General features: G+C 43.5%; 21 protein-coding genes. 18 read left to right on the top strand and 3 right to left on the bottom strand.

What is annotated here, in order from left to right:
- Window positions 1–31 precede the first annotated feature (31 nt).
- Window positions 32–1,021, bottom strand: a complete 990-nt coding sequence (locus NST39_RS01710) for a LacI family DNA-binding transcriptional regulator (protein WP_065098747.1) — start codon at window positions 1,019–1,021, stop codon at window positions 32–34.
- Window positions 1,022–1,130: 109 nt separating this feature from the next.
- On the opposite strand from NST39_RS01710, the gene NST39_RS01715 reads away from it, so the two are divergent.
- The 7 genes from NST39_RS01715 (at window position 1,131) to NST39_RS01745 (ending at window position 7,746) form a co-directional block, all read left to right on the top strand.
- Entirely contained in the window at window positions 1,131–2,456 is a 1,326-nt protein-coding gene (locus tag NST39_RS01715; protein ID WP_341026643.1) for a DegT/DnrJ/EryC1/StrS family aminotransferase, read from the top strand.
- Window positions 2,431–3,297 (top strand): HAD-IIB family hydrolase, encoded by an 867-nt coding sequence (locus tag NST39_RS01720; RefSeq protein ID WP_341026646.1) that lies wholly within the window; start codon window positions 2,431–2,433, stop codon window positions 3,295–3,297. Before NST39_RS01715 ends, NST39_RS01720 begins: the two co-directional genes overlap by 26 nt.
- Window positions 3,294–4,340, top strand: coding sequence for a Gfo/Idh/MocA family protein (locus NST39_RS01725; RefSeq protein WP_126741576.1), 1,047 nt, complete (start codon window positions 3,294–3,296; stop codon window positions 4,338–4,340). Before NST39_RS01720 ends, NST39_RS01725 begins: the two co-directional genes overlap by 4 nt.
- Before the next feature lie 54 nt (window positions 4,341–4,394).
- The gene (locus tag NST39_RS01730; RefSeq protein ID WP_065098751.1) at window positions 4,395–5,582 is read left to right on the top strand and encodes an MFS transporter; all 1,188 of its coding nucleotides are present in this window, start codon (window positions 4,395–4,397) and stop codon (window positions 5,580–5,582) included.
- 112 nt (window positions 5,583–5,694) lie between these two features.
- Complete coding sequence (locus NST39_RS01735) at window positions 5,695–6,324, top strand: LysE family translocator (RefSeq protein ID WP_003217164.1); 630 nt, start codon at window positions 5,695–5,697, stop codon at window positions 6,322–6,324.
- A 100-nt stretch (window positions 6,325–6,424) separates the two neighbouring features.
- Entirely contained in the window at window positions 6,425–6,808 is a 384-nt protein-coding gene (locus NST39_RS01740) for a UPF0715 family protein (protein WP_341026650.1), read from the top strand.
- A 179-nt stretch (window positions 6,809–6,987) separates the two neighbouring features.
- The gene (locus NST39_RS01745) at window positions 6,988–7,746 is read left to right on the top strand and encodes a YqcI/YcgG family protein (RefSeq protein WP_003216950.1); all 759 of its coding nucleotides are present in this window, start codon (window positions 6,988–6,990) and stop codon (window positions 7,744–7,746) included.
- On the opposite strand, the gene NST39_RS01750 is transcribed toward NST39_RS01745, so the two are convergent.
- Entirely contained in the window at window positions 7,741–9,093 is a 1,353-nt protein-coding gene (locus tag NST39_RS01750; protein ID WP_044139264.1) for an amino acid permease, read from the bottom strand. The two genes, NST39_RS01745 and NST39_RS01750, sit on opposite strands and share 6 nt — an antisense overlap.
- Before the next feature lie 79 nt (window positions 9,094–9,172).
- Between NST39_RS01750 and NST39_RS01755 the strand changes: the two genes are divergently transcribed.
- The 9 genes from NST39_RS01755 to NST39_RS01795 all read left to right on the top strand — a co-directional run bounded on the left by NST39_RS01755 (window position 9,173) and on the right by NST39_RS01795 (window position 19,272).
- Window positions 9,173–9,769, top strand: a complete 597-nt coding sequence (locus NST39_RS01755; protein ID WP_106066523.1) for a DUF1989 domain-containing protein — start codon at window positions 9,173–9,175, stop codon at window positions 9,767–9,769.
- A gap of 196 nt (window positions 9,770–9,965) precedes the next feature.
- Window positions 9,966–10,787, top strand: a complete 822-nt coding sequence (gene nadE / locus NST39_RS01760; RefSeq protein ID WP_341026651.1) for an ammonia-dependent NAD(+) synthetase — start codon at window positions 9,966–9,968, stop codon at window positions 10,785–10,787.
- Window positions 10,788–11,311: 524 nt separating this feature from the next.
- Complete coding sequence (locus NST39_RS01765) at window positions 11,312–12,169, top strand: citryl-CoA lyase (RefSeq protein WP_341026652.1); 858 nt, start codon at window positions 11,312–11,314, stop codon at window positions 12,167–12,169.
- Window positions 12,166–13,599, top strand: a complete 1,434-nt coding sequence (locus NST39_RS01770) for an aldehyde dehydrogenase family protein (RefSeq protein WP_341026653.1) — start codon at window positions 12,166–12,168, stop codon at window positions 13,597–13,599. Before NST39_RS01765 ends, NST39_RS01770 begins: the two co-directional genes overlap by 4 nt.
- 9 nt (window positions 13,600–13,608) lie before the next feature.
- Complete coding sequence (aroD, locus tag NST39_RS01775; protein ID WP_341026655.1) at window positions 13,609–14,385, top strand: type I 3-dehydroquinate dehydratase; 777 nt, start codon at window positions 13,609–13,611, stop codon at window positions 14,383–14,385.
- 34 nt (window positions 14,386–14,419) lie between these two features.
- Window positions 14,420–16,180, top strand: coding sequence for a thiamine pyrophosphate-binding protein (locus NST39_RS01780; RefSeq protein WP_003217143.1), 1,761 nt, complete (start codon window positions 14,420–14,422; stop codon window positions 16,178–16,180).
- Window positions 16,181–16,202: 22 nt separating this feature from the next.
- A complete protein-coding gene (locus NST39_RS01785) occupies window positions 16,203–16,583 on the top strand; it encodes a cupin domain-containing protein (RefSeq protein WP_268484864.1) in 381 nt (126 codons plus the stop codon).
- A gap of 124 nt (window positions 16,584–16,707) precedes the next feature.
- Window positions 16,708–17,910, top strand: coding sequence for a CaiB/BaiF CoA transferase family protein (locus NST39_RS01790; protein WP_341026659.1), 1,203 nt, complete (start codon window positions 16,708–16,710; stop codon window positions 17,908–17,910).
- Window positions 17,911–17,955: 45 nt separating this feature from the next.
- Window positions 17,956–19,272: an MFS transporter gene (locus NST39_RS01795; protein WP_341026661.1), complete on the top strand. Its 1,317-nt coding sequence runs from the start codon at window positions 17,956–17,958 to the stop codon at window positions 19,270–19,272.
- Between the two features lie 45 nt (window positions 19,273–19,317).
- On the opposite strand, the gene NST39_RS01800 is transcribed toward NST39_RS01795, so the two are convergent.
- The gene (locus NST39_RS01800) at window positions 19,318–20,676 is read right to left on the bottom strand and encodes a hypothetical protein (protein WP_341026663.1); all 1,359 of its coding nucleotides are present in this window, start codon (window positions 20,674–20,676) and stop codon (window positions 19,318–19,320) included.
- A gap of 148 nt (window positions 20,677–20,824) precedes the next feature.
- On the opposite strand from NST39_RS01800, the gene NST39_RS01805 reads away from it, so the two are divergent.
- Both NST39_RS01805 and NST39_RS01810 read left to right on the top strand, forming a co-directional pair.
- Entirely contained in the window at window positions 20,825–21,598 is a 774-nt protein-coding gene (locus NST39_RS01805) for an IclR family transcriptional regulator (protein WP_341026665.1), read from the top strand.
- Window positions 21,599–21,683: 85 nt separating this feature from the next.
- Window positions 21,684–22,241, top strand: coding sequence for a shikimate kinase (locus NST39_RS01810; protein ID WP_106066515.1), 558 nt, complete (start codon window positions 21,684–21,686; stop codon window positions 22,239–22,241).
- Window positions 22,242–22,609 lie beyond the last annotated feature (368 nt).

Here is a 22,609-nt window from a genome sequence, read left to right on the forward strand (position 1 = left end):
AAAGACTGGACAGCTCTCAGTCTTTTTTTGTTTATGTCGATTCCCTTGTTACGAGCCGGGTAGGCAGCTGGATATGTTCACGCTGTAATGGTTTTTGGTCTTGCAGGATCTCGATTATTTGCTGCACAGACCGCTGGCCAAGCTCTACGATCGGGATGTCGATTGTGGTGATCGTTGGAGCCGTCACCTCGCAAATGTCTTGATTGTCATAGCCAATCACCGCTAGATCCTTAGGAATTTGATAACCATATGAAATGGCCTGTTTAATGAGCCCTGCTGCGACTTGGTCATTACCGGTGAAAATGGCATCAGGTGCATTCTTCATGTCATGGATGACATCCATTAAGCGAAAACCGTCTTCAATGGTGAAGGCCTCGCCGAACAGCCAATCGTCATGCAGCGGCAAGCCGTGTGCAGAAAGAGCGTCGAGATAGCCCTGTTTCCTTTGTTTCTGTGCTTCACTGCTTTCTGTATCAAAGCAAAACCCGATCGATTTCCGCCCCGACTGAATCAAGTAGTCAACTGCTTTATAGGCAGCTTCCCGCTCGTCGTATCCAATAATCGGGATGTCTGCTGTTTGATGATATTCATTCGCCATGACAATAGGGCCGTTCGTTAAAAATGGCTCGATCTTTCCCCACGGATTTTCTAATGCCCCTAATATGACCCCATCTACTTCTCTTCTTTTTAATAATTGAAGCCCTTCAAGCTCTAATGATTCCTGATAAAACGTCTGAAGCACGATGGCTTTATAGCCTTGATCCAGTGCTTCTTTTGAAATTCCTTTAATGAATTGTGCAAAAAAAGGATGGTCCACAGCCGGGACAGACACAGCAATGGTTTTTGTCTGATGTGAACGAAGGGTGCGAGCCGCTGAACTCGGTGTATATTCCATTTCTTTCATCACCTGTAAAATGAGCTGGCGCTTTTCCTCTGACACATATGGATGATGATTCAGCACTCTGGAAACGGTGGTGGTTGAAACCCCGCAGCGTTTGGCAATTTCATAAATTGTACACATATTAACAAATCCTTTACACAAAGTTATTGTTCTGAAATCGATAACATCATTTACAATGTGAAACAAGTTAAATATTAACAAATGGAATTGATTAATTGGAGGGAATGGAATGCAAATATTGACGAAGATATCAGGTAAAAGCAAGGATTATCTACCTTTGCTGGATATGATCAATCAAGGTGTTCAAGTAAAGTCTGATTCAGTTGAGAAGCACCTAGCAAATGAAAAGCTGGTGACGTTCCTCGAGCAAGATATAGGGCACACAGGATTGGAAAAAATTCTCTTCCATTATAAACAAAATAAGGAAAAAAAGATACCGTTTCTGCCAGTTGATAGACTGATTTCAGAGGATGAAATCGATGATATTATGCAGGTGTTGAAAGAAGTATTGAGTTCTGGCCGTTTTACTTCAGGGCCATATATCCCGACGTTTGAAAAGCAGCTCGCTGAGTACTTAGGGAAGAAATATGTCATTGCCACGTCAAGTGGAACAGATGCTCTAATGATCAGCCTTATATCAGCAGGCGTCACTCCAGGAGATGAGGTCATTTTGCCAGCGAATAGCTTTGCTGCAACAGAAAATGCAGTGCTTGCGATTGGGGCTGTTCCTGTCTATGCCGATATTGATCCAGATACTTACTGCTTGGCACCGAGTGAAATAGAGAAGCATATCACAGATCAAACGGCATGCATTCTTCCGGTTCATTTATATGGAAAACAAGCGGATATGAAGGCCATTTCGGCGATTGCGAAAAAGCATGGGCTGAAAATCATTGAAGATGGCTGTCAGGCGATCGGTAGCACTGACCTTGGAGCATATGGAGATGGGCTTGTTCTCAGCTTTAATCCATACAAAAATCTTGGTGTCTGCGGCAAGGCAGGAGCCATCGCGACAAATGATGAAGCCTTAGCAGAAAAATGCATGGAGATCAGCTATCACGGCTTTGAAGTAGGAAAGAAAAATGTCAAACGCAGTGACTACGGCTTTAATTCGAAAATTGATAATTTGCAGGCAGCGATCGGACTCGAACGCATGAAGTATTTAGGATTACAAAACTTTAAACGCTTTTACTTAGCAAAGCGATACATTGACCAGCTGCAAACGCTTGAGGATGAAGGATACTTGAAGCTTCCGAAGCTGACGGATGATCATGTCTGGCATCTGTTCCCGATCAGAGTGCTGAAGGGAGAACGAGATAAGCTTGCAACGAAATTGCTGAAAATGGGCATAGAAACGGATGTTTATTACCCGATTCTATCGCATCAGCATCAAACAAATCTTGTTTCTCAAAAGTATAAACAAACGACACTTCCACAAACGGAAAAAGCAGCACAGGAATTACTTCACTTGCCGCTGTATCCAGGCATGCCGCTGCAAGATCAGGAGAAGGTCATCGAGGGGGTTCATCATGTTATCAAGTCTTCCATTCAATAAAAAGCTGCTGAATCAGCCGAATAATCCGAAGTGGATCGTCTTCTGTGACTTTGATGAAACCTATTATTCTCACGGAATGACCGATGAGCAGAGAGAGGATGTCAAGCGGCTGGAAGCCTTTGTGGCAGAAAAGAGTGAAGCAGGACAGCTTATGCTTGGCTGGGTGACGGGAAGCAGCCTTGATTCTGTGACAAGTAAAATGGAAAAAGATGGTTTTCATCAATTCCCGCATTTCATTGCGTCGAACTTAGGGACTGAGATTGTGTATACATCAGATGCTCATTTTGGACAGCCAGATGCGGAGTGGATGAAGCGGCTGGATGCGCAGGGCTTCTCAGATGAAAAAATTGAAGACATCCTCGAAACTATACGTGAAAAGGGAATTCATCTCAGACCGCAAACGCAGCTGGGAAGTTCAGGGTATAAGAAGAATTTCTATTATCAGGAGCAGGATGAACGGACAGATCTTCATCAGTTATCATTTATCCAAACACTTGCCAAAGAGCGCGGGGTGGCGGTCAACATCAACAAATGCAATCCGCTTGCAGGAGACCCTGCTGATTGCTATGATGTTGATTTTTTACCAGTCGGCACTGGGAAGGATGAAATTGTCCGCTTTATGCTGAACCAATATGATTTATCGAAAGATCAAGGCTTTGCCTTTGGAGATAGTGGGAACGATTTGCGGATGCTTCAATCCGTCACGCACGGTTTCCTCGTCCAAAATGCGACGGCCGAAGCCAAGCGGCACCATCATCAAATTTGTCATCATGGGTATGCAAAAGGAATCTATGAAACACTGAAAACAGTGATGTATAAACATGAGGAGGCACATTCATGAAGAAAATTGGAATTGTTGGAGCAGGGAATATTGCAGAAGCACATGCAAGAGCATTATCAACGATCAAAGGTGCAGAGTTATCCGGTGTCTATGATTTACACGAGTCAGTTGCACAGGGATTCATTAAACAGTACGGCGGACGCGTGTATTCAAGTATCGAAACTTTAGCAGATGCATCTGATGGGTTGATCATTGCCTCCCCTAATTTTTGTCACAAAGACCATGCCCTTCAGGCACTAAGAGCAGGACAGCCCATTTTATGTGAAAAGCCAATGGCTGTGTCGCTGAAGGAAGCGAAGGAAATGGTGGAGACAGCCAAACAGTTCCAGGTTCAAGCCAGTATGGGCTTTAACTATCGTTACTTATCCTTTGTGAATATTTTGAAGAACTTGATTGCCAATGGTGAATTAGGCCGGATTTTGACTGTCAGGACTCATTTTAAGAAAAACAGTGCCCTCAGAAGAAAGACATTTTCATGGAGAGACAGCGGTGAGAGTCTGCGTACGAGCGGTGCATTAGGGGATCTGGGCATTCATTTAATTGATATGCTGTGGTACTTATTTGGCAGTGAAATGAAGAAAGAATCACTTAATACCAAGATGCTGACGCATGTAAAGGAAAAGGAAGAGAAAAAGGTACAGGTGGATGATCATACCGAAATTTTCGGTCAGATGGAGAATCAAGTGTTCTTTCACTTGGTCACATCCAAAAGCACGCAGCCTGAGGAATGCGGATTTAGTGTAGAAGTCGTTGGTCATGACAAGGTATTCAAATACCATACGAACATGCAAAACGAATATGAGATCAGCGATGGCTTGTGTGTGGAGCGTCATCAAATGCCGCAAACCTTGCTGACAGATCCGCCAAATGAATTTTACGGATGGTCTGATACGTTCCGTGATCAGCTGATGCACTGGGTGAATACAGATCCATATCCATCTCATATGAAAGTTGCTGATTTTGTAGACGGGTATCGCGCACAGGCTGCGCTTAATACATGCTTCGAGAGGGAAGAGGCTGTCGAGTCTGCCCGGGCATATTAAAGAGGTGGAGCGGAGGATGTCAAAACTCCGCTCCTTTTTAGAGGAAGTGAAAAGATGAAAAAAATATTTTATTTTGGCTGTGTCTTTTATTTTTTTATTGGGACCATTCATGTGTTTTTTGGCAGCTTAACTCCTTATTTACTGTCTAGTTACGATAAGGGTCCTGGGGAATTATCTTCTTTAATCTTTTTTCAGTTTATTGGTTTTTTGACAGGGGTTCTGTTATCACCCATCCTTGTGAGGAAAAAAGGCTATGGCGCTGTTCTGACTATGGGTCTTTTGCTGATGATCGGATCACTTCTGCTTGGGCTTTTGGTTCCTGGCTGGTCAACACTTGTGCTGGCAGGTTTTTTTCTTGGGAACGGGGCAGGCAGTCTTGAGACAACAGCCGGAGCGTATGTGATTTCGATGGCAAACAGTGCGAAGCGAATCAGTATCATGGAGGTCTTCTTTGGGTTAGGAGCGCTGCTGTTTCCACTTGTGATTTTACTGACTGTCAATGAACAGACGTGGCACTATGTGTTTTTATTTCAAGTCGGTGCACTGACTTTCTTCCTGATGCTCTGGCTTGCCTTTATGAACAAATTGCCTCGTGGACAGATGACTTCTTCCTCCAATGGGGTGAGAAAACCGTCCTTACTTGTTGATCGAAACAATCGAATCATTGTGGTGATCATGATTTGCTTTGCCTTTTTCTACGCAGGGATTGAAACGAACTTTGCGAATTTTTTGCCGTCGATCATGCTGGAGAAGGGGGGAGACAATTGGGGTCTCTTTGCAGTCTCCACTTTCTGGACAGCAATTGTCATCGGCAGAACTGTCATTGCGAGAAAAGCAGATCAGCTGCACCCGCTGCGTTTTTTAAAGCTAAGTGCAGCACTCATGATTCTGCTGCTCGTGGTCTTTGCCATGACAACCCACATTGCCGCCCAGCTGCTTCTCATCTTTTTCATCGGCTTGTGCGCAGCTGGTATGTTCCCAATCGCACTGACTGCATCTGCATTAATGATTGAAAATGCCATCGACGAGGCCACAAGCTACTTTATTGCAGCCGCAAGTTTAGGCGGAGCCTGCTTGTCCTTCTTGATCGGCTTTAGTCTTGAATGGGCAGGAGCAGCAAGTGCCGTCTTTGTTTTCGCCTTCTTAGCTGTTCTTCTGTTTGCAGCTGCGATTCAAATGAAACGTGCTACGAAAAAGGAAACGGTCTTGCCGCAACAATCGGCGCTGAAAGCCGATCGTTAAGCAATATCCAATGTCTCCTTGAGTCCACCTGAAAAGATGGCAAAGGACTTGTACTAAACCATAGAACGTTTGAATAATATGTACAAGTCAGCATCAAAAGGAGGACGTCTATGTGGCGGTGTTTTTTGGTTATATCTTTTTAGGGTTGTCACTTTCAGCGCCTGTTGGGCCAGTCAATGCAGCTCAAATCGACAGAGGGATTAAAAGTGGATTTTGGCACGCGTGGATTTTTGGTGTGGGGGCAATGGCTGCGGATATTGTCTATATGCTCCTCATCTATTTTGGTGTCGCCCAGCTTTTGACCGCACCTCTTGTGAAAACCTTTTTGTGGCTATTCGGCTTTTTTGTTTTGACCTATACCGGCATTGAGAGCCTACGTAAAATCAATTTGCAGGAGAGCCCGAAAAAGGATGTTGGAAACACTTCGATGGGTCAGTCATTTATGACGGGGTTTTTCATTTCTCTTTCCAATCCGCTCAGTATTTTATTTTGGCTTGGTATCTACGGCAGTATTTTGGCCAATACGATCGAAAAGTATGGAGCATCTCAAATGCTGATGTACAGCTTGGCTATTTTTATCGGCATGTTGATCTGGGATTTCAGCATGGCACTGCTTGCTAGTTCGTTTAGGCGCTATTTAAGTGAACGTGTCTTACATGGCTTATCCGTGCTTGCAGGCTTATCTTTACTTGGTTTCGGCGCTTATTTTGGGTATCAAGGGATCATGGCGTTGATTGGGTAGAAAAGCAGACTCATGTCAGTCTGCTTTTTTGTAAGGATTGACAGACATAACACATTCTTGAATAATGGTGAGATATAAAATGGATTCAAGGAGCTTTGCCATGCGTATTTTTCTTCCAGTATTCAACTATTTGTGCATGCTGATCTTATCAGTCATCACAGCAACATTCGTATATACCATGCTATTTATCCCGACTGAATCAGGCTTTGGTTATGTGGAGATGACAAGTCTGCTGATTTTAATCGCTTATGTAGTGTTTGCTGCACCGATTCAGCTTGTTTTACACAGGCATCCTAGAAGGTTTCGAGGCCGTGACTTACTTGTTTATTTTCTTGCGGCGTGGGTGATTTGCTCTGCGTTAGCGTTATGGATTGATTATGGACTGGTTGTGTTCATTAGCTACAAAGTCTATCTGTTTAGTTTTTGCTCAGCCCTCATTTATTGGGTGCTCAATTCTGTCTTTTTGATGAAGAACCGATCATAGGGAAGATACAAAAGCGCTCTATTAAAAGAAGCAGCATGGAGTGAAAGACGCACATACATGCTGAATTTGAACGAGAACATCCACCTCTGGAATGCGCAAGGAAAGTCGCTTAGGGACAGTCACCACAGCCTTTTTTTCTCATAGGCTATGGAGAAGACGCTAAAACGAGGTGGAAGGAAATGGCCCAGTTGTATGCAAAAAGTTGCCTTGATCAAAATCTACGATCACTAGAAGAATGGAAGCAGGATGCTTTTACGCTATTTGGAGAGATGGTAGGAGATGAGGCAGATACATTCCCTTGTGTACCAGGAAGACAGGGGTTTTTTCTCGATCATTTACGCTATGGGTTTGTGGGTGATCCGAGAAAAGAGGAAGCTGTTGAGGAATTAGCGCAGCTACTGAGAGAATATCAAAGCTGTGCGAAAGAAACGGGTCAATATGCTTCATTTATATGCTTTTTTGAAACACCGCAGGATTTAAAGGAAAGTTCGCTTGAAGAGCTTGAGCAGCAGTTTTGGTCATTGCTTCAACGACTGCACCAGAAAGATGAAGTGCCATGGCCTGAGGATATTCCGCTAGATGCTCATCATCATGAGTGGGAGTATTGCTTTCACGGGGAAGCGTATTTTATTTTATGCTCCACACCGGCTCATAAGCTCAGAAAAAGCCGCCACTTTCCTTATGTCTTAATGGCATTTCAGCCTAGATGGGTGTTTGAGAAATTGAATGGATCGACCAAGTTTGGTCAAAAAATGAGCCAGCTCGTTCGCAAGCGGCTCAAAGCGTATGATGAGGTCGGCGTTCATCCATCATTAAAATGGTACGGTGATCCGACCAATCATGAATGGAAGCAATACTTTCTCCCAGATGAAGAGGCGGAGAAACCAGCCTCCGCCAAATGTCCTTTTACTGCATTAAGAAACATGATGAAATTATGATGCGGTCTGATCCTGCTGCTTCCACTTTTTCCTCATAAATAGCACCATGATGGCAATCACTGCAATGATCCCAAGGCTGATAAAAAAGCCAGGTCGTCCGCTTGCCTCTGTTAAAGTGCCTGAAATGGCGGCTCCAATCAGGAGAAGTGCAAGAAACATTTCGCACGTTTGGCGAGTGGATGGCTTTGATAGCTTTTTACTTGAGAACAGAATGAAGACCCACGTGTACAGAAGGGTAAGACCGGCTGCTGTTGTGAGATGCTCGTAGATGTGTTTGGACAAAAAGAGTGCAAGCAAAATCGAGACAATTAATCCAGCAGCAGTTAAAATAATCGAAGGCCATCCGACATGAGATGGGTCTTTTTGTTTAAAACAAGCAGGTGCATCTTGATGCTCCGACATCGTGCCAAGCAGCGTCGTGACTGCATAGAGTGAGGCAACCAATGTCGAAAAGCCGGCAATAATGAAAATGCCATTAAAGATATGAAGAAAGATTGATAAATGAAATGGCTCTAATGATGTAATAAATGGACTGCTGTTCTCATTAAAGGCTGTCACTGGGACAAGCAAGAGAGCAAGTCCAATTGAGACGATATAGATGACCGCTAGAATGATCAGCATGACGCGTCCAGACTTTGCTGCATCCTTCGGGTCCTTTAAATGAACCGCCATCAGCCCCATGACTTCTATTCCCCCAAATGCATAAAACGCATAAATCAATCCATTCCAAAGACCAAGCGGACCGAGCGGCATCCATTCGTGATCTTTGTTTGGGAGATGCAGGGTCGGTTTATGATCTGTCAGAATACCGAATAACACAAGCACAGCAAGGATCATAAATAGAAAAATCGCCGCTGTCTTCAGTACCGCAAGGACATTTTCTGTCTTTTGAAAAGAAGAAAGCCCTATGATAATCACGAGCAGGGCAAGAGCGGAATAAATTGCAGAAAACACCCAGAGCGGCACAGATGGAAACCAGTGGCGGGTAAAAAGAGAAATCGCTGTTAACTGACTTCCTGTAATCAGCATTTCTGCGAACCAATACACCCAGCCATTGCTAAACCCTGCCCAGCGTCCATATGCTTTACGAGCATAGGAGCAAAACGACCCTTTATCAGGGTTATCAGCCGTCATCGCAGCCAAATGTTTAAAGACGAGATAGGTTCCAACCGCAGCAAGCAAAAAAGAAATGCAGACGGAATAACCGGACTTTGTAATGGCGATGCTGGAACCAAGGAAGAAACCGGTACCAATTGTACAGCCTACTCCGATGAGAGAAAGCTGCCACCAAGATAAAGATTGTTCTTCTTTCAATGCATGTGCAACACCTTTCTGTTTCAATGACATTAGCTTGTGACTGGCTCCTTTTTTTATACATGATCAAGGGGACGTTTTGGGCATACTGTTAAGGAAAGGAGTGCATGTGTTGAACGGAGAATACGTGATTTTACCAAAGGATGGACATGGCTTTCGTTTAGGAAAAGGCCAATGTATGCGGGTGGTTGATGTTGAAGGCCAGCAAGTAGCAGATGTCATGGCCTATCACGAAAAGGATTTTTATGAAAAATTTGACCAAGGCGCGACAATGGACAGCCTATTTTCGTCCAAAGTGAAAAAAGGCGATAAGCTCTATTCTAATTTATACAAACCGATGTTTACGGTCATTGAAGATACAGTCGAGTGCCATGATTTATATATGCCCGCCTGCCGCCAAGAAATGTACCAGCTTTTATACGGACGGACGCATTTAGAGGTCATGCATACATGCTACGATAATTTAAGGACTGCCTTCGAACCATTTGGGATTCCGAAGGAGGATATGTACTATCCTTTTAATGCCTTTATGAATACAGTCATTGATGAAAAAGGAAAGCTGTCTGTGGAGCAGCCAAAATCGCTTCCTGGTGATTACATTCGTCTGCGAGCCGAAATGGATCTCATTGTGGCCGTATCCGCATGCCCTGCTGATATTGGGAAGTGTAATGGCGCAAGCTGTACATCTATACGGGTAGAAATTGATTGAAAAAAAAGGGCCAGTCCTTATAGACAGGGTCTTTTTCATTTGTGAATGTTTGATCATTGATGAAATAGGGGAACGTCTTACAAAATGTTCTTACTGAAAACATGGTATAATGAAGATTCAAAAAACGTTGTCAAATCAATGAATTTAGAGTAAAACCTGTTCTCTTCATGTAGAGGATGCTTAGGAGGAAAAGTGTATGAGTTTGCAAAAAAAGATCAGCCAAGAGTTGCATGTGCAGCCCTCAATTGACCCGAAGCAGGAGATTGAAAAACGGGTTGGATTTTTAAAGGAATACTTGAAAAAAACCGGCGCGAAAGGATTCGTTCTCGGCATTAGCGGCGGACAGGATTCAACGCTCGCTGGCCGTCTTGCACAGCTCGCTGCATCTGAACTGCGTCAAGAAGGAAAGGAAGAGGCAGTCTTTATTGCGGTGCGTCTCCCGCATGGTGTACAGCAGGATGAAGATGATGCACAGCTCGCTTTATCATTTATTCAGCCGGACAAGTCGTGGAAATATGATATTGCGCCTGCCGTGACAGCATTCAGTGAACAATATCAAAAAGACACAGGCGGACCGTTGTCTGACTTTAATAAAGGGAATGTCAAAGCACGTATGAGAATGATCGCGCAATATGCTGTCGGAGGAGAAGAAGGATTACTTGTCATTGGTACAGATCATGCAGCCGAAGCAGTCACTGGGTTCTTCACGAAGTATGGTGACGGCGGTGCAGACGTTCTCCCGCTCACAGGTCTGACGAAACGCCAAGGCCGGGCGCTGCTAGAAGCGCTGCAAGCACCAGAGCGCTTATATTTAAAGAAACCGACAGCTGATTTGCTTGATGACAAACCTCAGCAAACGGATGAAACAGAACTAGGCATTACGTACAATGAAATTGATGATTACTTAGAAGGTAACCCCGTGTCAGAACAAGCAGCAGAAGCGATTGAAAAGCGCTATGTTCAATCAGAGCATAAACGCCAAGTACCCGCTTCCATGTTTGATGACTGGTGGAAATAAAAAAGCGACCTCTCCAGAAGATGGAGAGGTTTCAGCGTGTAGACAAATCCTCGCATTCGTTGTCAGGTCTGCGCTCCAGTGCTCACGAACGAATGTCAAATTCGCTCCGCTCCGGTGCTCACCCTTCCTAGGGCTGCAAAGGTTTTCTATCACGCTGAAAAAAAAAAGGGCTAAAATAAACATCATTTTAGCCCTTTGTCAACAATCAGAGACCTCTCCAGTAGACGGAGAGGTTTATTTATGTTGAATTTTTAAGTGGGTTTGACAAAATAACCAAAAATTCATTAAATTAGTAGAACGATCTACTTAAGTCCATTTAACTAAATAAAGATTTTTTTGATCAAAAAAAGCAAGCATAATTAGTTCGATTCACTTAATTTCACTGCTATTTACAGTATTTTCAGAAAAAATGATTGACGAAGAAAAAGAATGCGCTTACAATGAAATCACATTCCGAAAAGTGAAATTAGGTTCCACTGGATGGAATAAAGGGGTGGTTCACCTCCAAATAAGAAGCTAAAGGAATGATTGACACAATGAAAAATCGAAGTGCACTGGAAATTTACAAAGAGGGAGGCGCTTGGTGGGAAACTGAGATTAGTCATATTCAAAAAAATTCAATTGAACTTCGAGGTTATCCGATTGAAGAACTGATTGGCGAACTGTCGTATCCACAAATGCTTTATTTACTGCTTGTTGGTGAATTATTGGATGATTCAAAAGCAACTCTTTTTGAAAGTGTTCTTGTCGCAGGTGCGGACCATGGACCAAGAGCGCCATCTATTGCAGCAGCCAGAATGGCAGTGACTTGCGGCATTTCGTTTAATTCCTCTGTTGCAACAGGGGTGAATCTATTAGGTGATATTCATGGCGGAGCCGGTGAGAAGGCCATGCGTATGTTATACGAAGCCAAAGCGATCTACGATGATCAAAAGGATATACAGTCTGCGGCCAAGCAAGTATGTCACACATGGTTAACTCGTAAGGAAAAAATTCCGGGGATCGGCCATCAGCTTCATGATGATGATCCGAGGGTGAGACGTCTATATGAGCTGAGTCACACATATGTCCAGCAAGGTCTTATCAGTGGGATATATTTACGGTTAGCCGAAGCGATTAGACATGAGCTTGAACACCTGAAAGGGAAGAAAATCACGATGAATATAGACGGTGTATCTGCTGCAATCCAATGTGAATTAAACATTCCAGCAGAAGCAGCAAAAGGCATTTTTTCCTTATCCAGAGGAATGGGCATCGTGGCGCATGCATATGAGGAGCTGACAAAGGGAGCCCTCGTGAAGGGACCTTGTCCGAACGAAGAAAGATTGGTTCGTTATGCAGGACATGGAACGCGGCACCTAAAGGAGGGAGAGAAAATTTGAGTAGCTTGAAAGCGTTATCATATATAGACGGCGAGTGGATGGATACCGATCGTGTGAAAACAGATATCATCAATCCTTACTCAGGAGAAAGGATCGGTACATCATATCTCGCCTCATCAGAAGACATAGAACAGGCACTTTCTATTGCGCAGCATGCTAAAAAACAAATAGCGGGAATATCGGCAATCGAACGCTCAAAGCTTCTAACGAAAGCAGCCACCTTGCTTGAAGAACAAAAAGACCATTTCGCAAAACTGATTTCGTTAGAACTAGGCAAACCGCTTAAAAATACAAGAGATGAAGTTTCACGATCAATTGAGACGCTAGCGCAGTCGGCGGAAGAAGCGAATCGATTAGTAGGTGAGACCATTCCAGGCAATGTATCATCGCGTGGGCAGGGAGCAATGGCCATGACATTTAAAGTACCAGTCGGAGTTGTGCTGGCGATTACCCCTTTTAATGCACCGCTCAACTTAATTTGTCACAAAGTTGGTCCAGCTTTTGCGGGAGGGAATGTCATTATTTTGAAGCCTGCACCGCAAACATCAGCTGTTGCCTCAGCGTTTGTCAAACTCCTTCTCGAAGCAGGGTTTCCTGAGGCGAGTTTGCAGCTTGTGATTGGCGGGGTCGACGCTGGGAAACAGTTAGTCACTGATGAAAGAACAAATCTCATCTCTTTTACCGGCGGGGCTGCCGGAGGAGAGCATATTACAACTTCTGCGGGATTAAAAAAAGTATTGCTCGAACTCGGAGGGAATGGCGCGACGATTGTTCATCACGATGCTGATATTGAACAAGCCGCATCCCTTTGTGCCAAGACAGGCTTTAGTAATTCTGGTCAAAGCTGTATTTCTGTTCAAAGAATTTATGTCCACCAGGAAATAATGCCGTCGTTTACTGAGGTATTAAAACAAAAAGTAGAGCAGCTTGTTGTTGGAGATCCGCTGTCCAGTGAGAGTGATATCGGCTGTATGGTCGATGTACAGGCCGCGCAGCGAGTTGAGACATGGATACAAGAGGCAGAGAGTATGGGGGCACAGCTTTTGTGTGGAGGAAAAAGAAATGGAGCGAGCATCACACCGGCTATTTTGCTGAACCCTCCGAAACAGGCCAAGGTCGTCTGTGAGGAAGTGTTTGGCCCAGTTGTCAGCATTCTCCCTTATGCGGAGCTGGAAGAGGCAATTAAAGAAGCAAATGATAGTCGATATGGTTTGCAGGCAGGAATCTTTACGAATCAGCTGGATGTTGCACTGCACGCAGCAAAAGAGCTTGAAACTGGCGGTGTTGTTATCAATGGGACATCAAATTTTAGATTAGATCATTGGCCTTATGGAGGAATTAAGCGAAGTGGTCTTGGAAGAGAAGGTCCGCGTTTCGCTATCGAGGAGATGACCGAAACCAAAATGATCGTGCTTCCACAGGGTCTGTGAAAGGGGCGTATGGATGTGAATGCATTTCAGCAAAAGGTAAAAAGTGTGCAGACAGGCGGTCAGCCAATGATTTGTACGCCGCTCATCGGGCAAACAAAGGAAGAATTGTTTCATGAGATCGAGGTATTAACTGAGAAGAAGCCTGATGTGATAGAGTGGCGGGCGGATTTTTTTCATCACCTTCATGACAAGGAACAAGTCATAGAAACCCTTAAGGGAATGGTAGAAAAGGCAAAGGACATACCATTTTTATTCACTATCCGCTCTGAAAAGGAGGGCGGCGAAAGTATATCACTCTCAGAAAATGAGAAGGTTTCTTTGCTTGTCGAGCTTTGTTCCACACAGCTTGTGGACGCCGTTGATTATGAATTGATGCATGATGTGACACATTTACAGCAAGTCAGTCAGGCGGCTAAAAGTAATGGGGTCACCTTGATTGTTTCGTATCACGATTTCCTGCGTACCCCTGAGTTGGATCGTCTCGTGCAGCTATTCGTCAATGCAGAATCAGTCGGCGCCGACATCGCAAAGATTGCAGTGATGCCGCATTCCTATGAGGATGCATTAACACTGCTCTCGGCGACCAGCCATGCGAACAAGCAGCTGTCGATTCCCGTTATTTCGATGGCAATGGGGGAATATGGGGCTTTTACAAGAATGGTTGGTGGACTTTTTGGATCTGTCATGACCTTTGCTGTAGGGAAAGAAAGCTCAGCTCCCGGGCAAGTGGCGATACAGGATTTGAACAGCGTTCTATCGATTGTTTTTCAAAGAATAAGTGAGTAGCAGATTCATAGCTGCACCGTGAGAGGAGAGAAACATGAAGAAGAATATTTCTACACAGGTTATTCAGTATTTAGAGAATCGGGGAGTCGAGCATATTTTTGGTCTCTGCGGTCATACGAATATTGCTTTTTTATCAGCGCTTGAAAAAAGCTCGATTCAATTTGTAAATGTCAGACATGAACAGATAGCGGCACATGCAGCAGATGGTTATGCGCGAGCAAAGAAACAGACAGCTGTTGTTCTCAGTCATCTAGGTCCTGGACTCACCAATGCGGCAACAGGGGTAGCGAATGCAGCACTTGATTCCATTCCAATGGTTGTCATTGCAGGAGATGTCCCGAGTCATTACTACGGAAAGCACCCACATCAAGAGATCAATCTTCATTCCGATGCCTCTCAATACGAAATTTACCGGCCGTTTGTGAAGAGAGCATGGCGAGTCGATATTCCAGAATTATTTCCAGAGATTTTATCAAAAGCATTTCAGTTAGCTGAAAGCGGCCGTCCTGGCCCAGTACTGATATCTGTTCCAATGGATGTGTTCTCAAAAGACCTAGATGTGTCCTTGTTTGAACAAATCAACCATCATACACAGACCATTGAAAAACCTTCAATTGATGATCAAACGGCCAATCGGATATTAGATCGATTGCTGCAGGCAGAAAGGCCGCTTTTATATGTAGGGGGAGGCATTTTACTAGCTGATGCAGCTGAAGAATTAAAGGCATTCTCTGATCATCTAAGTATCCCTGTCGCCCATTCTTTGATGGGGAAAGGAGCCATGCCAGATGATCACCCAATGACCCTTGGAATGACAGGATTTTGGGGGACAAAATTTATCAATGATCAGTGCAAAGCGGCGGACTATATATTGGCTTTAGGCACCCGTTTTGCTGAAGCTGATGCGAGTTCGTGGGAATCAGAATATACGTTCCGTTTCCCGTCAACCAAGCTCATTCATATTGACATTGATCCGAATGAAATTGGACGTAACTATCCTGTTGACATTGGAGCAGTAGCCGATCTGAAGCAGGCCTTGACTGTACTCAATCGAGTGGCGAGAGAAAGATTGCCAGAAGGGCTGAATCGACCTGAATTGAAAAAGGAAATTGCGGCATATCGTAAGGAGTTTCAGGCGAGCAACCTGACGAACATTCAAGATGAATCCTTCCCAATGAAGCCGCAGCGTATTTTGCAGGAAGTGCGGGAAGTATTACCACCAGATGCCTTTATTACAACGGATGTTGGCTGGAATAAAAATGGGGTCGGACAGCAATTTCCTGTGCTCACGCCAGGGACCATTCTAACTCCGGGAGGCTTTGCAACGATGGGATTTGGAGCCCCTGCCGCGCTTGGGGCAAAGATTGCCCAGCCTGACCGTGTCGTTGTGTCACTCGTTGGGGACGGCGGATTCGGTCAAAATCCATCCGTTCTCGCAACAGCCGTTGAAGAGAACATTCCTGTTGTGTGGATTGTGATGAATAACAGTGCATTTGGAACAATAGCTGGCTTGCAAATGGCGCACTATGAAACGACGTACGGTACTGTTTTCAGAAAAGGTGGAGAAAGCTATTCTCCGGATTTTGCTGCCATTGCAAGAGGTTACGGGATGAAGGGGATTAAAATCACCTCTGCCTCTGAATTCAAAGAAGCTTTAGCTGAAGCCATTGCATCTCAAGAGCCTTGCGTCATTGATGTAGCAATGAAAAATGATCCTGTCCCTACAGATGGACATTGGAATATTAATGATATTTATTCACCAAATTCAAAACGCTCACATGTCAGCGTGAATTAAACATAACGAGGAGGAAGTAACAATGAAAATTAAAGTATTGAATCCGTTTCAAGATGGGAACCCATTATGGTTAGGTTTAGATCATCCAGAGGAGCAAATGATTCGAAAGGTATTTCAAACCATTACACCAGATACTGTTGGGTCAGAGCATATGATGGCAGGTCTCACCATTTTTGAACCGGGAGAAGCAAGTTCAGTGCACAATCACCCAGGTTCAGAGGAATTTGATTATGTGATTAAAGGATCTGGCGAAGTCATTTGTGATGGAGAAAGGCAGCCCTTTAAACAAAATGATTTTATGTTCATTCCAGACGGTGTCTCGCACCAGCATGTAAATACAGGAGATGAACCTTTATGGCTCATTTGGCTTTACACACCGCAAGGGCAGCTTCCGAAGGATTAACAAACTGCTCCGGTAAGCCCTCCTTTTGAATCATCAGGGTCTTCCGGGTCAATCAGAAAGATGACAAGGGCTAAAATAGAAAGTTATTTAGCCCTTCATCACTTGAATGAAAGGGAGTCAAGCAATGAATATGAATACACCGCTCGAAGGAATGAAAATATTAGACGTCTCTACGATGATCGCTGCACCCTATGGCGCGGTGCTTCTAGGGGATTTTGGTGCAGAGGTCATCAAAGTCGAGATTCCTGGTAAAGGCGATACGCTGCGGCATGTTGGCCCTTTTGCAGAAGGTGAACCACTTAGATGGTCAGGTCTCTCACGGAATAAGAAATCTCTAACACTGGATCTGCACAAAGACGAAGCAAAAGACATTTTTAAAAAGCTTGCAGGTCAGGTCGATGTGTTGATTGAAAATTTCCGCCCTGGAACACTCGAAAAATGGGGCGTAGGGTACGACGTATTAAAAGAAATCAACCCTCAATTAATTATGATTCGTGTATCGGGTTATGGACAAACGGGTCCGTTTAAGGACAAGGCCGGATTTGGAACACCTGCGACGGCGTTTAGCGGATTTACATATATTCAAGGGTTTCCAGACCGGCATCCAGTCAGTCCTTCCTTTTCTTTAACTGATTATATTGCAGGCATATATGTGGCGTTTGCTACTGTGACAGCGATGTATTACAGAGATACACATTCAGAAGGAACTGGGCAAATGGTGGATTTGGCCCTCTATGAATCTGTGTTTCGTATGTTAGAATTTTTGGTTGCAGAATATGACAAGCTTGGGAAGGTGCGTGAGCGTTCACCGGGGTTAAGCGGTCATTCAAGCCCTGCCGGCACCTATGTGACAAAGGATGGGCATTATTTGGTTCTTGTGACGAGTACGGATTCGACCTTCAATAGATTGGCAGAGGCGATGAATCGCTTAGATTTATTAGAGAATGAAAAATTCGCGGTCAATGCATCTAGGCTGAAGCATAACCAAGAGATGGATGCGATCGTCTCTCAATGGATCGCGTCGAAAACAAGGGATGACGTATTAGAAATTCTAGATACTCATGGCGTTCCTGTGAGCCCAATTTTAAGTATTCAGGATATTTTCGAGCATCCGCAATTTAAAGCACGAGAGAATATCGTCGAGGTGCATCACCCTCGTCTTGGAAAAGTAAAGGTGCCCGGGATCATTCCAAAGTTTGAAAAGACACCCGGAAGTATCCGGCACATTGCACCTGATTTAGGCGAACATAATTATGAGATTTTAACAAATATGCTTGGCTTAACAGAAGAAGAGTGTAAACGATTGGAAGAAAAAGGGGTTATTTAAGACACTCAACCGAAGCGCACGCTGCGGAAACAAAGGAGGATGGTTATGAAAGTGCATTCAGAACTGAAGGGGAATGAATTGCGGCCCGCTTATATAAAGCCAACGAAAGCCCGTTTTGGCATATTGATTCTGTTGTTTTTTATTACCGCCATTAATTATATTGATCGAGCCAGTGTATCCATTGTTGCACCTGCTATTCAATCTTCATTGCAATTAAATCCTGCCTTATTAGGCCTCATTTTTTCAGCATTTAGCTGGACATATACAGCGATGCAAATACCAGGCGGTTTTATTCTCGATAAATTTGGCTCAAAGGTAACGTATGGGATATCACTCATTACCTGGTCTATTTTCACAGGCGTGCAGGCGTTTGCGAACAGCTTTGCCTTTTTATTCGGCTGTCGTTTGTTTATTGGGATTACAGAATCTCCCGCATTTCCTGCGAATAACCGCATTGTCACCACATGGTTTCCAAGGCGGGAACGGGCTTTTGCAACAGGTGTTTATACTGCTGGAGAGTATGTGGGTCTTGCATTTGCGACACCTCTTCTTTTTTGGATCATGACGACTTTCGATTGGAGAACCGTCTTTATTACGGCAGGTGCGCTCGGTATCATATTTGCTTTCTTTTGGTACAAGTATTATCACGAACCGAAAGAGCATCCGAAGATGAATGAAGAGGAGTTAGAATTGATTCGGCAAGGCGATGGACTGACAGTAGCATCACAGGGGAAGCTGAAATGGGCAGACTTTGCCGCCCTTCTAAAATATCGTAAATTGATTGGGCTCTATATTGGCCAATTCTCTGTAGCGTCTACACTTTTTTTCTTTTTAACATGGTTTCCGACCTATTTGGCAGAGGCGAAAAATATGGCATTTCTTAAGGTAGGTTTTGCGGCTTCTCTTCCTTATATTGCTGCATTCTTTGGGGTATTGTTTGGAGGTTATGTGTCTGATTGGCTGCTTAAAAAGGGCGTATCCGTTAATGTAGCGAGGAAGCTGCCGGTAGTGGTTGGCTTGCTTTTGACGAGTACCATTGTTTTAGCGAACTTTACAACGAATATTCCGCTTGTGCTGACCATTTTATCCATCGCTTCATTTGCACAAGGACTGTCTAATATCTCTTGGACGATGCTGTCTGAAGTGGCACCAAGGGAAATGGTTGGGCTGGCTGGCGGTGTATTTAACTTTTTTGCTAATTTAGCTGGGATCATCACTCCGCTTATTATCGGATTCATCGTGTCGGCGACAGGCTCTTACAACGGGGGGATTTTGTTCGTCAGTTTAGTCGCATTAGGCGGGGCATTGTCGTACATTTTTATCGTAGGGAAAATTGAACGTATTCAATTAAAACCAGAGTGAGAAAGCGAAGCAAAAGAGAACTCAAACCAAGATGAGTTCTCTTTTTTATGAATAAAAGATAACGGTGATGATCGTTGCACATGCGATACCCATGCTGATATAAAAGCCAGCAAACCATATATTCCAGCGAGTGATACGGTAAGGGTTGACCTTCATCAAATCAGCTAACAGGGAGACAGAAACATTAAAAGGACTAAACATGACAGTTGATGTTCCAGCAACGATAAGCATGATTGCAATGGGAAGAGCAGGAAGTTCTTGGATGACAGGTGCCATCATGCTGACTAACAAAGCAAGCGAGACGAGCGGGTGAAAACCGCAAAGAGCGGTGATCAGAAAATATAACCCAATGACACAATAAACCAAAATGGCATGGTCTGATATACTGACAATAAATGCTTGAATCGGCTGCATACTGTTTGTGGCAAGCAGCATATCGACAAAGAAGCCAGCACTTAAAAATAGACACATATAGTTGGAGAGCTGACGGGTTCTTTCTTTCCAATGAGGGACAGAGACGGCTATATATTGTTTTCTTTTTTTGATGACAGAAGAGAATAATAGAGCAAATGGAATAATGGTTAGCACAACAGCGAATAAATAGCCTTTCCCAATCCATGCATCGACAAGTGAGACGGCTGTCATAAAACTCAGCAGCATGAAAGCAAGCTGAAGGGTTTTTCGCTTAATTCGACGAGGATTGGAGTTTGTTTCTGCGAACTGAATGATGTTTGGGTGTCGTTTGCTTTGACGAGAAAAGAGCATCCAATCTGTCGCCAGCACGATGACCATTAAACCAAAAGTAACGGGTGCGATTTGATAATATTTGAGTTTGGTTGCATCAATGGTGACGCTTACGAGCACTTCAACAGGGCTCCAGCTTAAACATAATGCATATGACCTTAAAAGGTTGCGTGTATAAAGATGTTGTTTCACTTGTTCTTTTAGGGAATCCAGCGACGGTTTGAGCGATGTATATAGTAAGGGGATCGTCGCGATATTTAAAAACATGCCAAGAATATGAGTGACAAATGAACTCTTGCGATAAAGCTGGTTTGTGCTCGTTGTATGCAGTGTGAGTAGTTTATTTAATTGTGTATCGAAATGTCCAACATGTATGAGAGAATGAATAAAAGGCAGCATGAAAAATAGAGAAAGCAAACCTAGCATGGAATGAAAGTGAAGAAACAACGTGTGCAATGGCTCGTCGGATAAGAAAAATAAGATTAAGCCAATCATGAGAAACATAGCACCTGTTTTCAAATAAAGCCCACTTGCTTTCTTAAAAGAAATGATGAGCGAAGCAGCGGCCAGCAGACCAACAAAATAGGAGAGTATGGGAGCGGGAAATAGTTGATGAACAATATATAGGCTAATAAGAAGTGTAAAAACGAGCAGGTACATTCAAATATCTCCTCCATCAAACATCTCCAATCGATTTTATTCCGACTGGTGGAATTTGTTTTCTTTTAGTGGAACGTTTAAAATGGATTATAGCAAAATCGATCGTTTATGTCGATAAGAAATCAAAGGGGAAAAGGAGAAACTGAACATGGCTGATAAGAAGTCAAAAGAAGAATCAGGACTGCGCACAGTTCAGCGCGCTTTGGATATTCTTTATTGTTTTAGTGAAGAACGTCAAGAGCTGACGCTAACGGATATTTCAAAAGAGATGAATTTAGCAATGTCTACTACAACGAGACTGCTCAAGGCACTTGAAATGAATCATTTTGTGGAAAAGAATCCAGACACAATGAAATACCGATTGGGTCAAAGACTTTATCTCCTTGGATACATTGCAGGGAAGTCCATTAAATTGAGAGAACTGGCTAAACCACTCATGTACGCACTTCGTGATGAAACAAAAGAAACCGTCAACCTGTATGTACTGGATGCAACAAGCAGGGTCTGTATTGAACAGGCGGAAGGGCTGCAATCGATTCGACATCTTGTCAAGGTTGGTGAGAAGCTGCCGTTATACGCAGGTGCAGGCGGAAAGGTATTATTGGCATTTCAAAGTGAAGAATTTCAACAAAAAGTATTAGCGTCTGAGGCTGATCATGTGATGAGAGATGACTGGCAAAAGGAATGTAAACATATTCTTGACACGTATACTTCTTGCAGCATCGATGAACGAGAGGTAGGATCTGCGGCAGTAGCGGCACCAGTCTTTAACATTCATGGGGAAGTGAAGGCTTGTTTATCCATATCTGGTCCAACCCACCGGTTTACTGAAGAAGTCATTCCCCTGCTGCAGCAAAAAGTGAAAGAACAGGCACAGAGGCTTTCTGAACAGCTCGGCTACGTCGTCAAACACAATTTTTAAGATTGCCTATCTTTTCGCGCTCCATTTATCATATAATAGAAACATTATGTAGCATTCCTTGTCGTAAGGAGGACGTGTCAAGATCATGAAAATCAATAGAGAAATCCCTGTAAGACAGCGGAATATTGTTCTCATTGGCTTTATGGGTGTTGGGAAAACAACCATTGGGCAGCTGGTTGCCAAAAAGCTATATCGAGATTTTATTGATGTCGATCAGGAGATTGAGAAAAAATACAACATGACGATTCCAGAGATGTTTCAGCATAAAGGAGAAGCATTCTTCAGGCAGGCTGAAAAGGATTATATCGTCGATTTATGTGAACATACACAGCTCAAGATCGTCTCACTTGGAGGCGGTGCTTTCAAACAGGAAGAAATCAAACGTGCCTGCTTGAAGCATTGTACGGTTCTTTTCCTTGACCTATCTTGGGAGAATTGGAAGCAGCGACTTGATATTCTAATTGAAAACCGTCCTGTTCTTCACAACCGGACGCTTGATGAAATGAAAGAGCTGTTTGAAGAACGCCGGGAGATTTATTCTCTTCATAACTCCAGAGTGGAAACAGATCATTTAGAGGCTGAGGAAGTCGCCAATTATATTGTGGACACACTCAAGCTTGGCTGGGATTTATATTCGAAATAAAAAAGTCTACCGTTTAGGGTAGACTCAGATTGTTGACAAAGGGCTAAAATGATCTTTATTTTAGCCCTTTGTCTTCTTTCTTTTCAGCGTGATAGAAAACCTTTTGATGTTTTGACCATAAAAATTTATTTATCCTTTTTTTGGTATGTTGCCGTTTGGAAAAAGAAGTATAATACTTACAAAGATGAGGTTTTTTGGTTGATGTGGTAAACAAAATATATCCCTCATTTTCTTTTTTGGAAAAATAAAATAGTATCTAAAATTCAACAAGAGTTTTTTGAATTATTGTAATTATTAAAAAATAATGTTGACATCATTCACAATATCATTCTATGATTGTTTACGTAAACGCTTACCGTAAACGTTTA

This window comes from Bacillus sp. FSL W8-0645 (assembly GCF_038007905.1).
GTDB lineage: Bacteria > Bacillota > Bacilli > Bacillales > Bacillaceae > Bacillus > Bacillus pumilus.

What these genes read in the sequence shown, in the direction of transcription:
- NST39_RS01780 (WP_003217143.1), top strand. Translation starts at nt 14,420, where the DNA reads ATGAAGAAGAATATTTCTACACAGGTTATTCAGTATTTAGAGAATCGG.
- NST39_RS01805 (WP_341026665.1), top strand. Translation starts at nt 20,825, where the DNA reads ATGGCTGATAAGAAGTCAAAAGAAGAATCAGGACTGCGCACAGTTCAG.
- NST39_RS01720 (WP_341026646.1), top strand. Translation starts at nt 2,431, where the DNA reads ATGTTATCAAGTCTTCCATTCAATAAAAAGCTGCTGAATCAGCCGAAT.
- NST39_RS01750 (WP_044139264.1), bottom strand. Translation starts at nt 9,093, where the DNA reads ATGTCATTGAAACAGAAAGGTGTTGCACATGCATTGAAAGAAGAACAA.
- NST39_RS01765 (WP_341026652.1), top strand. Translation starts at nt 11,312, where the DNA reads ATGATTGACACAATGAAAAATCGAAGTGCACTGGAAATTTACAAAGAG.
- NST39_RS01715 (WP_341026643.1), top strand. Translation starts at nt 1,131, where the DNA reads ATGCAAATATTGACGAAGATATCAGGTAAAAGCAAGGATTATCTACCT.
- NST39_RS01725 (WP_126741576.1), top strand. Translation starts at nt 3,294, where the DNA reads ATGAAGAAAATTGGAATTGTTGGAGCAGGGAATATTGCAGAAGCACAT.
- NST39_RS01745 (WP_003216950.1), top strand. Translation starts at nt 6,988, where the DNA reads ATGGCCCAGTTGTATGCAAAAAGTTGCCTTGATCAAAATCTACGATCA.
- NST39_RS01730 (WP_065098751.1), top strand. Translation starts at nt 4,395, where the DNA reads ATGAAAAAAATATTTTATTTTGGCTGTGTCTTTTATTTTTTTATTGGG.
- nadE (WP_341026651.1), top strand. Translation starts at nt 9,966, where the DNA reads ATGAGTTTGCAAAAAAAGATCAGCCAAGAGTTGCATGTGCAGCCCTCA.
- NST39_RS01800 (WP_341026663.1), bottom strand. Translation starts at nt 20,676, where the DNA reads ATGTACCTGCTCGTTTTTACACTTCTTATTAGCCTATATATTGTTCAT.
- NST39_RS01795 (WP_341026661.1), top strand. Translation starts at nt 17,956, where the DNA reads ATGAAAGTGCATTCAGAACTGAAGGGGAATGAATTGCGGCCCGCTTAT.
- NST39_RS01790 (WP_341026659.1), top strand. Translation starts at nt 16,708, where the DNA reads ATGAATATGAATACACCGCTCGAAGGAATGAAAATATTAGACGTCTCT.
- NST39_RS01740 (WP_341026650.1), top strand. Translation starts at nt 6,425, where the DNA reads ATGCGTATTTTTCTTCCAGTATTCAACTATTTGTGCATGCTGATCTTA.
- NST39_RS01810 (WP_106066515.1), top strand. Translation starts at nt 21,684, where the DNA reads ATGAAAATCAATAGAGAAATCCCTGTAAGACAGCGGAATATTGTTCTC.
- NST39_RS01785 (WP_268484864.1), top strand. Translation starts at nt 16,203, where the DNA reads ATGAAAATTAAAGTATTGAATCCGTTTCAAGATGGGAACCCATTATGG.
- NST39_RS01710 (WP_065098747.1), bottom strand. Translation starts at nt 1,021, where the DNA reads ATGTGTACAATTTATGAAATTGCCAAACGCTGCGGGGTTTCAACCACC.
- aroD (WP_341026655.1), top strand. Translation starts at nt 13,609, where the DNA reads ATGGATGTGAATGCATTTCAGCAAAAGGTAAAAAGTGTGCAGACAGGC.